The sequence below is a fragment of the Larkinella sp. genome, from assembly GCF_965227735.1.
GTDB lineage: Bacteria > Bacteroidota > Bacteroidia > Cytophagales > Spirosomataceae > Larkinella.
On record NZ_OZ245776.1, the window covers coordinates 743,745 to 756,565 of the forward strand.

Consider the following 12,821-nt stretch of genomic DNA (forward strand, 5'->3'; position numbering starts at 1 on the left):
AAAAAAGATCTGCGACTTCGGCAAAAAATAGACACTGCGTATCGATTTTTTGCCTTCGGGGAGCTATCTCAGCCAGTTGAGCTAAAGTCGCTGCCATCATCAACACCAACCAAAGGAGATTTGCTGATGACAACACCAAACGAAACCCCTTCCAAAGCTCCAACCCACCAGATTAATGTGGTAGTCCCCAAAGAGGGCACTGATAAATCCGATTGGTTCAACGTGGGAGTTGCCTGGGAACACAGCGACCAAAACGGCTTAAACTTATCCATTAATCCGGTCGGAGTCGCTTATTTATCAACTAAAGGCGCGGAAACAATCTTGAAAGTCCGTCGAAATAAACCTCAGGAATAATCCAACGAAGCCGGGTGGAATTCGTTCTACCCGGCTTTTTTATTGAACCAATTGATCAAAAATCTAATTGTCATTTTTCTCAATGACCATTTCTACTACAATCGCTTCTTTGCGATCGTTTTCTAAAACATAGCGTTCATCGACGGCATAAATCAGCCGGGGCAAGTGATCCAAAAGTGCCATAAATAGGGATTCGAGGCTGTACCCTTGGAGGTTCGCAGTATGCGACGAGAAGCTTAGCCGGATGACATTTTTCTCATGCTCCGGGTCAAACTCTCCCCCGACCAGATACGCATAATTAAGAAAAAACCTCCGTCCATCAGGCCAAATCAGGCACAAATTCCGGGTATGTCCTGGCGACGAGTAAAAATTTTCACTATCTGGTATTTGACCAGGCGCGGAGTGATCCGTGGGATCGTTTTCCCGAAGTTGATCAAATCGGAGCTTAAATCCGTGGCTCATAATCGCGCTCTATTTTACGAGTTGGCTGTGCTTTCTCTTTTGGCTTATCTTTATTGATCGGTGCTCGCTGCATATCCATGCGGATTTTCTGCTGCACCACGTCCGACGATTGCTTCTTTTGATTGACCAGTTCCAGGGCCGATTGCCGGTCGCCCAATCGTTGGGCATAGGTCATCAGTTCCTCTTTGTCATCCGTATAGATACGGGCACGGTCTCGCCCGCGCGAGACAGACACGTAAAACTGTTTGGCGTCAGTCGCTGGAAACGTCGCTGCCGGTTGCCAGATCAAGATCTCATCCACTGTTTTCCCTTGAGATGCATGTGAGGTCATGCAGTAGCTGTGGGCAATATGTCCGAAATCTTGATTTAGCCGGTATTCCGTTTTGCTGATGTCATTGCGCAGAACAAGCGGCCCGTTTTTACTCGCCTTGGCGACTTCCAGCATTTGGCCGTTATTGAGCCGGTTTTTATCCAGATCAAACCCATTGCGGGTAATTCGGATTTTATCTCCTTTGGCCAACGCAATTTCGTTTTTTTGGAACACATCAAAGTGGTTGGATTTATCCATTGGCAGGAAAACCGATTGGTTTTCCGCGTTTTGGATTATGATGCCATCTTTGGAGCTGGCTTCAACCTGCCAGACACTACCCCGTTTGATACCCGGCAAATTTTGATTGAATTGAACAACGTTGCCTACTTTGATATTGCGCCAATCGCCCCGTTCGGCTTCCGTTAGGTTAAGGTTCATTAGACGTGTAGCCTGAATTTCTTTCTGACTTAAGAGACGGTCGGATTTCAGCTTTTCACGAATACTTCGCGTTATGGCATCGCTTTGTTGATGGGTGGGCGAAACAACCAGGGCCGTTTTGCCTTTTCGCATGGCGTCCGTATAGGCATTGACTAAGCCCGCATGCGGTTTCTCCGGATCGACAGTTTCAATGAAACCGATTCCCTCCAGCTTAGAAATCCCCGAGGCTATATCCCCTTTCGCCAAATCTTCCACCGCCTGGCGATAATCTTGATTACGCTGGCGGTATATCTTATTAACCTCAGCGGTCTGAATACCGGCAACTGTGTTCAATATACGCAACGCATCTCCACGGACGACCGCTGAATGTTGGCGAGTGTCTCCCCCTAAAATTAAACGTGCATTCTGCTGGTTCGCTAGATCGAGCAGGGCGGTCATATCTTGCGTACCCAGTAACCCCGCTTCATCAACCCATATGATCTGATTTTTCAAGGCTTCCTGACGGTGTTTGTCGGTTAGGAGTTGGGCCACAGTCTCAGCCTGCCCAAATCCTTCCTCCCGCAACACGCCCCGAGAAGCTTGGGAGGTCGGCGCGACAACACTAACCTGCATTCCTGCTTTTTCCATCTGAGCAATGGCTTCTTTCATCAGGGTAGTTTTACCCGAACCTGCCGCCCCGCGAATAATGGAAACGCGGTGTGTTGTCGTTAGAATATGACTGACCGCATCAGCTTGCTGCCCCTCCAAAGTTAGCTCTGGCGCTTTCGTATAAAGCGGTTTAAGCTTACCCAGACCTTGACGAGCCAGATTGACCATACGTTGTTCCTCCGCCAAAACCTGTTTGGTGGTCGAGAGCGTTTTTCCGTTATCAGTGACATGGATAAGTCGGTTGTCGTCTGCAAATGCTTTGGTAATATCATCAATCGTTACCGACCGATGGCCGATAGCATGTCGATACGATTGAGCCAGTAACCGTCGATCCTGAACAACGGAGGATCGCTCAAACCCATGGTCCAAAGCGTGATCGACACACAATTGCGGAGTCAAATCGTCCTTACTTTTGTCTTGGGAAAACCGGACAATCTGCTTTCCATCTTCGTGCCCGTCTTGGCTAAGTTCGCTAACCTGTCGCCGCCAGTCGGCCTTAAGCTCCGCCATCGTATGGCCTTTCTGCTTTTTGGCGCGGGTGCGGGCCCCCAATTCGCTGAGTTCTTTGGCGTTGGTAATGCCTTTTTCTTCAGCGACCCGTTCGATTTCTTCAGTCCGTTTGGAGAATAGGTCGATGACTTTTTGCGGAACGCCCACCACCTCAAATGATTTTGCGGTCCGCTGGATCTGGTACCCTTCGTCCATTAATCGGTCTGACAAACGTTTAAAATATAGCTCCTGATAGTAGGGCATATCCCGTTTGATATCGGTAAACCGAGCAGCTTTAATCCGATCTTCAACAGGGTCAAACGTCGCGTTCTGCACAAAACAATGCGCATGAAGCTGGGGATCGGGCAGGGAGCCGTCCTTTGGGCGACTGGTCTGGTGGACGAATTCCGACCAGATCAGTTCGCCAGTCTGGCGGTCTTCATCCAGACCGTTGCGACGGACCCGCGTTTTGCTGTCCCGTTCGATGTCCTGCATGGTCCGCCGGACGGCATCCTGAAAGGCTTTCAGGATATGCTCGTCATTGGAGAACGCATGCAGGATCGAAACGGATTTCGGACAAGAAAAGGAAATATCATAACCCGTGATCCGGTTCTTGTCATGACGCGGGGTAAGGGGCCCGCCGGTTGCTGGGTTGATGTTATCACACAGTTTGTGAAACACCTCCTTCTCAACGGGACCGGGCAGGCCTAACCGATCCGCTAGCTTTCCCATCATCCGTCCGGCCAGTTCCTGGTCGTCCAGATAATAGTCAGCCTTCGAAAGCGCTTCGTTAAAATACGCCTTTGCGTGCCCAGCACCGTTTGCCTGAATCATTCTAATCATACCCGAAAGTGTATAGTCGAATGGCTTACCGGAGTGCTTGTTTTGCGATTGATTAGCGTCTGTAAGGCAGGGATAAACAGAATGAAGCAGTGCAAGGGCAGATGGGTCCGGCTTAGCGACTTTTTGTGACAGGCATCTGCCCTTAGCAGTGCTGAGGTGTTTACATTGCTTCCACTATTTCCTCTTCTTCGAAGAAGGTTTTTACAATTTGCTCCCGCATTTCAGGATTGGCAGGCCTGTGCCCACGGAATTGAAAACCAAGCGATTCATTGGCATTGCGTCCCTCTAGAAAAGCAGGTGCCAACACCCTGTTGCAGATCCATTCGTCCGTTTTATCCCATATATAGTGATCGCCCCTTCGGTAGGCGGCTCGGTAACTCAAGGAATAAAAGATGCTGCATATGGCTAAAAGATGGCCTAAGGGTTGTCCAAATATCCACAGATTGAAACCGATTATAAAGAAGAAACCGGGTTCCAGTACCGTTTCAATTGTCCGGGGAGTAACCTGTTTTCCTCGAAAATGAAAATTCAAAAATCGGGGATGAACGAACCCACTTGATTTGGTAAAGTAGGTTAGATCCAAATTGCCATGCCTTTTCAATTCCTGGCGCCGCTTTATGGACATATAGAGGAAACCAGCTAAATAAGCGTACCATGTACTGAATAACCCAAAAAATAATACTGTACTGTATTGCGGCAAATAATCTCTGAAAAATAAAAGGGCTATTAGTGGCAATGTCGCTAACACTAGAAAAAGGAACATCGCGCTTGAAAAACTGAAATACCTGCGACCAAAATCACGTCGGATAAACACTTCCAGAAGTAAACGCGGATAAGCGCAAAAGGCGATAAAGAAATTATCAAAAGCATCTCGAATGGGATGTTTCCGCATAAACATGTAGCGGAAATACAGATTTTTTCCTGATTTCATGATAGTTAGAATTAAAGTGAATTGAATTGATTAAGGTTGATAATCCTGATTAAAAGCCATCTTAATATGGTTCTTTCCATAGATGAGCCAACCTCCTTGGCGATGAAGATAAGCTTCTACCCGAAGGTCGTTTTCAGGTCCGCCCGTACGTAGGCTCTGAAATTGTTCCGGACGAACGATACGTTGCAGTTTAAGCGAACGACCACTGGTTTGGCTAATATTAGCAGACACTGTAGTACTTTCAGATCGATCTTCGAAATATGCTTCGCCAATCAATTCCGAAGCATATTTATTAGTGTCCTGGTCGGAATTTGCCATGAACCATTTTGATGCTAATGTGCCCAAAAATGATTTGACACGGGATTCACTTTTTGGCCCTCCCATAGCAGCAAAAAGATTTGATATGTTTTGAGTGATGTACACCGTGGCTATTCGACTACTGCGTGCTGTGGTTTGGACCTCCTGGTCAGTAGGGTGAATCATCAAGTGTGCTTCATCCACAAAAATGAAGACCGGCTTCCCATTTTCCCTCACGTTCCGGGCTTCCATGGCTTTTTGCCACAGGAACTTAAAAAGGATTTGCACGTCAATTCCAACCCTGTGGAAGATCTTCGCTGGAAGATTAAGGAGAATGATTTTTCCGCGCAAGCTATCTTCTGGAGTGAATGTGGGGGGATGCTTGCAAAAGAGTGAATAGATAGGTTCACGGAGAAGCCGAAAAAGCAAGCCAGAGAACGAGAAATCTATTATACCTCTCGTCTTGTCACTTAAAGGTATAAACGTATCGAAGAAGAAGCTATCGAGCATTTTAAGCAATCTGGCATCGGGCACAGTCTGTAACAACTCTGCTTCGAATAGAGCCTCATCTTTTAATCGGCTTTGTTGTTCCAGCGTCCAAGACTCAACCCATGTTTCAATTTTTGCTGTTACATTGGTGCGAGCAGCTTCAAAAGCCTTCTGAAAAGCTTTAAGCTCACTTCCCTCAGGTTGAGGGTGTACGTTTCCTTTGGGTATCGCTTGTACAATGTCATACATCAAAGGGATTGACACCTTGCCATAGGCCAATTTGCTGAGATCAATGACATTGAAAATCAGCATCTCGAGCGCATTTTGCCAAAATGGATCTGTGTTTGAGCCACCCTCCTGTAAGGCTCCGGCATTTATGACCGTAGAGAAGACATCTACGATATTCTCTGTAACGGACCGGGCATCAGATGATACCGTTGACAAATATTCCAGAAAATTGAAGCTCTCTTTACCGCCAGGCTCTAGAATGATCAGATCTTTCTCACGACCTGTCATTTTACAGTAGGATTGCCATGTTTCCTTTTCATCCGGTTTTACGGTTAATACCAGCCCACCCCATTGGGCTGCCAAATACTTTAAAGCCAAAAAACGGCCTGGTCCGCTGGATTTCCCCGATCCAGTTCCGCCGAATAGCATGCAGCCCTCTACGGCCATTCTCCACGTAAATTTGCCATTGCCTGAATTGGCGTTCAGCTCAATCAAGGGCTGATCAAGATCAAATGAATTCATAATATTTATATGAATGAAGTGAAATTCTAACTGAATAATGATAATGTTTCAGGTGCAGGTAGGTGATCAATCCACCTGCTCGCTGAAATAACCGGCAGAACATAGCCGGGACTAACAGGGTGATCATTTCTGTAAGCCGGAAGCGCAAACGTTAAACGGGGGCCCAATAGGTCTGGCCGTTAACGGGAACGTAGGTACGTCCGTTGGAAGCGACCACGGATACAGGAGAGCCATTACTGTATTCTACTTTGGCAACAGTTTGGATATTTCCTGCATTATCTCTGATCTCTCTCATGTAGCTTGAGGTTAGAGGGTGAAGCCAGAATCTTACCGGTGTCTGACGTGACCTATCTCATTGACGTGGTTAATGAGAATATCAATTGGGTTATGACTTGCAGGCCGACCCATTTTCTTAAATGGAAAAGTAAAATCCTTCTGGATTACGCTGAAAAATCCCTAAGTGGGTTGATACCAGAAAAGGACCACTCCTATCCTCTCCCCATTCAATAACAAAACCCCATACTTTTCCGTAAATCGTCTCAATTTGAACCATCATAATATTTAAGATTTAAGCTGTTTAATTAACTTTTGATTTTATATACTTCAAAAATTTTACTTGACAATAAACCAGTCTATTATTATGTATTAGGTAACAGACAGGGGGATATTATGCCTACATTTAATGACTTTAATGAAAATGGTAAACTGGTTAGTACACGCCAAGAACCGCTAAATTCTAGAAATATAGATCGGTATATATCTGATCATAATGTGGATAGAGTTAAAGGTTATATTGACGCTTTATCTGACTTCTTGCATGAATTAGGTCCTGTAATCTGGACAGATTTCAATCCTGAAAAGGATGCTAATAGGCAAAACTCTACACTGCGTCGCAGTATGCTTCCTGCTATTGATTTAATCAAGGACAAGGAAAAACTCATCAGTTATTTAAATAAGGTTATTGAAGAACCTCCAAAGCCAAATGGTATAACGCCTTGACGAAGGTAGCGCTAAAAAAACCATTGATCGACATAACTTTATAAAAATAATTATATGCATTATATGTATAATTATACTGTTATATTTGCAGTATATACAGTGTAGATGTAATTTTATACTGTATGATTCATCTTCTCTAAAAAGAATGGAAATTTCTGCTGCAGAGTATCAAGTATTCTACAAAGTCTTTGCCAAGGCATTTACTTTAAAATATCACCGTGAAGAAGGCAATAGAAAACGAAATTTGTGGCCTAAAGATAAAGAGGTGTTAAAAACTGAAGTTTTCAATAATAGAAATCCACCTAATCATGATTACTTTTATCGACTGCAAGTCAGTATAAATCTAGAAAAAGTAATTAAGGCAAAAATTGAAGATGAGCCATTTTACTTTGCTCTGAGATATATAGGTTTTGACGAATTGAATTTGCCAGAAATTACCACAATTCCACAAATAAGAGTAGAGCTTCCCATTCTATACGAAGCATTTCAGAAAAAATATGCGAAACTGATTGAAAATGAGATTGATGAACAAATACAGACTTATATCCAATATACTAATGAATTAAAAAATAAGATATACTTGAAAGAAAGATCAAACAATTTATTCCAGACAATTGAAAATGCAAGCAGTAATATTGCACAAGCAGAAACGAATTTAATTCAAGAAGACAAAGCAATAAAAATAAACTATATTTCTAGTCAGCATTCGAGTATTCTTATGTCGTCACCTTTTTGGTTTTATTTTCATTCATTCAACAGATACCCAAACCTTAATGATCCGACAAATGATAATTGGAAGCTCATGAAGTTATTAATTGAATTTACAGGGGAGCCTGGTGAAGATTTTTCTGTGAAAATTTCAAATTTAGGATATCAGCCTTACGATGATTATTTGGGAAAAACAAACTTTTATGAGTCACGAGAGTCAGTTGTTGTAATTGATTGCCAAACTGTCAACGTGGCAAAATCCCGGCATTTAGATGTAATGCTTCAGGTGACCACAGGGTCCCTTCTTTTTGGGCAATATCTAAACGATAATCGATCTGGGGAAATTGTTAGCGGGAATATGATTTTGGAAAGAGTAAAAAATGGAGAAAAGCTTGAGCCAGCCATCTACTACATACCTAAATTAAAACCAGGGGAACATGAATACAAGGAAGATATTAATGGAATAAGCAAACATATTCTTCAGTTTTTGCATGATGAGAGTTTGAGTCATAGGCGCATCCCATCTTTTGAAATACCTAACACTGATATTTTAGGCGAATGGCTTAAGTTCAATAGAAGATAAAATAAAGACATTGTCAGTAAACAACTTCTTGCATTACCTAGAGGGTAAGATACAAAAATCCCATCATCTATACACAGCTACGCATGACAATAGATAATTTATTGCCGTTATGCTTTTTGAGGAACAGTCGCACATAAGCATTGCAAAAAACACAATGCAGGTTATTTCGTACTTGGTCATTTTATGAAACTTGGTGAAAATTTTACATTAACTGTTTAGCAACAGTCCAGTCTTACACACCATTTATCTATATTCAAATTGAAGAACTGAGAGATTGGGATGATAGGGCCATGTAATTGCTGGCAAAAATTCATTGACAATGATACTTGATAATTTCTTAATTAGTATGCTTGCAAAACTGTTAGAAGAGATAGTATACTTGTGGGACATTAAGATAAGAGTATTAGAGCAAAATGATCTGACATCCATTGTACAAAAAAATGTTGTACCTATGTTGTACCAAAAGAAAAAGGCAGCTACAACATTTTGTCGTAACTGCCTGATTTGGAGGTGGTGATGGACGGAATCGAACCGCCGATACAAGGATTTTCAGCCTTTGCTGTACAAGTAAGGCTATTAGTTTCCAAGAACTACATCAAGTGCATCATCAGCGTCTTTGTGAATGAAATGCCCTTGATAACCAATCGTCGTCGTAATAGACGTATGGCGATATAGTTTTTGTAAAAGTTGAATAGGAATTTTGTCGCCGGAAAGGTTCCCAAAAGTATGCCGGGCGATATGCATCGTCAGCTTTTTATTGATACCTGCAAATCTTGCAATCTCCTGCAAATTCCGGTCGAGTCGTTTTACGGCAAATGAAATCTTGCGCTGTACTTCAAATCGATTGTCAAAATCATCCAGTTCCTGTAAGTCCGGAAATACCAAATCATGTTTGCCGCCCTTTGGGTATTGCTCAATGATACTAAGTACCTTTTCAGATACTTTAAGCGATCCTGTTTTGGCGTTCTTTCCCATTGTGTAATGGAGTCGATCATTCTGGAAGTCAGCCTGCTTTAGCCGCAATACATCTGATACCCTCGCTCCTGCTAGGTAAAACGAAATCAGCCATATGTTACGTGCATGTGTCCAATACGTTGGAGAAGCCGATAGGTCAAGAGTTTCGAGCAATTTCACTTCTTCAGCATTCAGGCCAATTTTAACAGACTCCGGAATTTTGATGCCAGTTTTCCCTTTGCCAAATGGGTAGTATTTCTGGTCAACCAAGTTATCGGCAATAGCCTGGTTGAAGATAGTTCTGATTAAAATGAGGTGATTTGCCACGGTACGTTCACTTATACGCTGCACACCTTTCAAATAGGCTTTAAACTTATTCAGGAGCGACACTGAGATCTCAGCGAATGTAATATCTCTGCCATCCAAAAAAGCTCGGAAATGATTGATATAAGGCTGTTCCGCTGAAACGCGATTATACTTCCCTTGCTTGCGCATATTTTCAATAAAAATATCAGCTTGCGAAAAAAATGAACTGCTGGCTTTCGATTTTATCTGTTTACGAACGACGTTTGAGGAGACATCTTTTTGCTGGGAAGCCATATCCAATAGCTTGTCGTTAGCCTCGGCTCTTTTTTGAAGAATGAAGTTATTCAGGCGCGTGGAATTTGGATGAGACTTTTTGACTTTTTGTTGAAGTGCGTCCCAATCTGACTCTCGTAAACTTTGGCCTAAATAGATATAAGATGATTTCCGGTCAACGGTGACACGAATAGCCAGGGGGAAGGTGCCATCCTGATTTGCTTTCATTCGCAGGACGACTTTCAGAGACGATGCCATGAAATTGTGAGATTATTCCTGAATGGATTTCGCTAAAGAATTGTTAGACTGTATCTTTGTGCATGTTTCAGCCAATACAAAGATACGAAATTGGTACAACATAGGTACAACAAATGGCGGTTTTACTTGATTTTTCGTGGTTTGATCTATTCTGTAAAACACTGATTATTAAGATAAATCAATACAAACAACACTATATAAAACCAGTTATCGCAAGGCTTTGAACCTTGTCTGATACGTCATGAGCAAACACGGACGCATTTTGGTCGCCATGAGTGGCGGCATCGACTCCTCCCTGGCAGCGGTTCTGCTGCACGAAGAAGGCTACGAAGTTATCGGCATGACCATGAAAACATGGGATTATGCCTCTTCCGGTGGCAGTAAAAAAGAAACCGGCTGTTGCAGCCTCGATTCCATCAACGACGCCCGCAACATCGCCGTCAACCTCGGATTTCCGCATTACATCCTCGACATTCGGGCCGAATTTGGCGATTCCGTCATCGACCACTTTACGGGTGAATACCTGGAAGGCCGCACGCCCAATCCGTGTGTGCTCTGCAATACCCACATCAAATGGGATGCGCTGCTGCGCCGGGCCGACCGCCTTGATTGTGAGTCCATTGCGACCGGCCATTATGCCAACATCCGGCAAATCAATGACGACAGTTCCGCCAACGGTCGGTTTGTCATTTCCCGCGGCATCGACACCCTGAAAGATCAGTCGTATGTACTGTGGGGCGTTTCGCAGGATAGCCTGAGCCGGACCAAATTACCGTTGGGGCACCTCCGGAAATCCGAAATTTATGCGATGGCGACCGAACGTGGTTTTACGGAACTCGTCACCAAGTCCGAATCCTACGAAATCTGTTTTGTGCCTGATAACGATTACCGGGGCTTTTTGAAACGGCGCGTTCCAGGACTCGAACAGGAAGTGGCCGGTGGCAATTTCATTCTCGAAGACTCCTCGACCGGCACCCGCAAAGTGGTGGGCAAACACGAAGGCTACCCGTTTTATACCATCGGCCAACGGAAAGGGCTGGGCATTGCCTTCGGATACCCGGTTTTTGTCACCGACATTCGGAAAGATACCAACGAAGTCATTCTCGGAATTGATAAAGATTTGTACCGCGACGGCATGATGGTCAGCCGGTTGAATCTTCAAAAATACACCTCGATCGAAAAACCGCTCGAAACCGTTACCAAAGTTCGGTACAAGGACCCCGGCACACCGGCGGTTATTTCGCAGGACGGTGACAAAATCAAGGTGCTGTTCGAGCAGGGCGTTTCGGCCATTGCGCCGGGCCAGGCTGCGGTTTTTTACGAAGGCGACGACGTAATCGGCGGTGGCTGGATCATGAAAAGTTTCCGCCAATCCGACGCAAATCAGGAAACGGCAGAGGTGGCTTTCCCATTGTTTGCTTAAGCCGCTCGCTGTCTTATAATTCCGAAAAACCGTTCCTGATCAGGAACGGTTTTTCGGTTTTCACCAGTTCAGTTGAATGTAACAATCGGATCGTGGCGCGGCCGGGGCCTGCGTGGTGACCGGGAACTTTGTTTTCGTCACATCATTTTCCAGTAACAACTCGCGCATGCTCCCCGCAAAACCGCCGGTTGTAGATGCCCTCATGAGTTCAACCGGAATGGTAAACTCCTTGCCCACGGTTCCGTCAAGTTGCAGACCCGTTACCATCGGAGGGTGCGAATCGACTTCAGCGTTAAAATCCGATCCCGACTGCCCCCACATCACCTGATACCCTTTTTTAACCGCGTAATTTGGTTTGTGGATTCGTTTGACAATCCATCTGGCGTCAAAAACCACATTGGGTCCCACGGTTTTCTTGGCTTCCTGATCGGCAATCTTGATCGGCGCACCTTTCACTTCGCTGGTCTCGTACAGCACGTTTCCATTTTTTCCCAGAATCTGGAACCTGACGGTTTGAAACTCGCATGGAATCGGTCTGATGACCTCGAATTTTACCGCACAAGTGTTTGCCAAAATCGCCGACATAGGAATCGCTACCCGGACCGCATCGTGTGGATACACCTCGGTCGTACTTATTTTTGGCGTTTTCTCGCCGGGTTTGAGCTTGCCAATCACCTTTTCGGTTCGCCCGATCCGGTATTCGAGGTGGGTGGCATTCATCGAAATCGGCAAATCAGCCAGGCTGGTGGCAGCGGAATTTTTGTTGATCGGCAGGTGTGTCGTTTGCAACACTTCGGTTTTTCCGTCTTTGACCCGTAGAACCTGCCGCCGAACAAACCAGTTTCCCTGCGTGGGTGGTTTGGTAATCGGATTGGCGGGCTTGAATGTCGGGTTGACCTGCACAACTTCCTGATAGAAAAGGATTTGATATTCTACCTTCTTCGGATAAACCAGAGACGGCATCGTGAGGTTGGTAACGCCAACGGGAACCGGGGATGCGCTGGTTTGCTTATCAAAACCGATCCAGGTGATGGTGGTTACTCCCGTGAAGGGCGCTTTGGGGGCAATTTCCGGTTTTCCGGCGAAACCGAAGAGGCTAATAAGCAGCAAGCCATAGGCCAATACGTTCATGTGCGAAGCAGGATTTAGATTTTAAGGATACACGCAAGAAAGCATACCGTTCCTATATACGTTCTGAAAGGATTATTTAACGGTTGTTAGGCCATTGAATCGGAAACTTCCCTCCTGTTTTCGGCTCCCCTGTTTTCCCGTAGACCATTTACGACTTGCAATACAAGAAACACGT

General features: G+C 44.6%; 9 protein-coding genes. 3 read left to right on the top strand and 6 right to left on the bottom strand.

What is annotated here, in order from left to right:
* Positions 1 to 417: 417 nt before the first annotated feature.
* The 4 genes from ACO064_RS02975 to ACO064_RS02990 all read right to left on the bottom strand — a co-directional run bounded on the left by ACO064_RS02975 (position 418) and on the right by ACO064_RS02990 (position 6,011).
* The gene (locus ACO064_RS02975) at positions 418 to 816 is read right to left on the bottom strand and encodes a hypothetical protein (RefSeq protein WP_421825928.1); all 399 of its coding nucleotides are present in this window, start codon (positions 814 to 816) and stop codon (positions 418 to 420) included.
* Complete coding sequence (gene mobF, locus ACO064_RS02980) at positions 800 to 3,544, bottom strand: MobF family relaxase (RefSeq protein WP_421825929.1); 2,745 nt, start codon at positions 3,542 to 3,544, stop codon at positions 800 to 802. The genes ACO064_RS02975 and mobF overlap by 17 nt, the downstream gene beginning before the upstream one ends.
* 160 nt (positions 3,545 to 3,704) lie before the next feature.
* Positions 3,705 to 4,475: a hypothetical protein gene (locus tag ACO064_RS02985; RefSeq protein WP_421825930.1), complete on the bottom strand. Its 771-nt coding sequence runs from the start codon at positions 4,473 to 4,475 to the stop codon at positions 3,705 to 3,707.
* A gap of 30 nt (positions 4,476 to 4,505) precedes the next feature.
* On the bottom strand, positions 4,506 to 6,011 hold the full coding sequence (locus ACO064_RS02990; RefSeq protein WP_421825931.1) for a type IV secretory system conjugative DNA transfer family protein: 1,506 nt from the start codon (positions 6,009 to 6,011) through the stop codon (positions 4,506 to 4,508).
* 588 nt (positions 6,012 to 6,599) lie between these two features.
* Between ACO064_RS02990 and ACO064_RS02995 the strand changes: the two genes are divergently transcribed.
* A complete protein-coding gene (locus tag ACO064_RS02995; protein WP_421825932.1) occupies positions 6,600 to 7,010 on the top strand; it encodes a hypothetical protein in 411 nt (136 codons plus the stop codon).
* Positions 7,011 to 7,155: 145 nt separating this feature from the next.
* On the top strand, positions 7,156 to 8,301 hold the full coding sequence (locus ACO064_RS03000; protein WP_421825933.1) for a hypothetical protein: 1,146 nt from the start codon (positions 7,156 to 7,158) through the stop codon (positions 8,299 to 8,301).
* A gap of 576 nt (positions 8,302 to 8,877) precedes the next feature.
* Here ACO064_RS03000 and ACO064_RS03005 read toward each other — a convergent pair.
* Entirely contained in the window at positions 8,878 to 10,062 is a 1,185-nt protein-coding gene (locus ACO064_RS03005) for a phage integrase SAM-like domain-containing protein (RefSeq protein WP_421825934.1), read from the bottom strand.
* A gap of 271 nt (positions 10,063 to 10,333) precedes the next feature.
* Between ACO064_RS03005 and mnmA the strand changes: the two genes are divergently transcribed.
* The gene (mnmA, locus tag ACO064_RS03010; RefSeq protein WP_421825935.1) at positions 10,334 to 11,515 is read left to right on the top strand and encodes a tRNA 2-thiouridine(34) synthase MnmA; all 1,182 of its coding nucleotides are present in this window, start codon (positions 10,334 to 10,336) and stop codon (positions 11,513 to 11,515) included.
* Positions 11,516 to 11,575: 60 nt separating this feature from the next.
* On the opposite strand, the gene ACO064_RS03015 is transcribed toward mnmA, so the two are convergent.
* Entirely contained in the window at positions 11,576 to 12,646 is a 1,071-nt protein-coding gene (locus ACO064_RS03015; RefSeq protein WP_421825936.1) for a hypothetical protein, read from the bottom strand.
* Between the last annotated feature and the right edge of the window lie 175 nt (positions 12,647 to 12,821).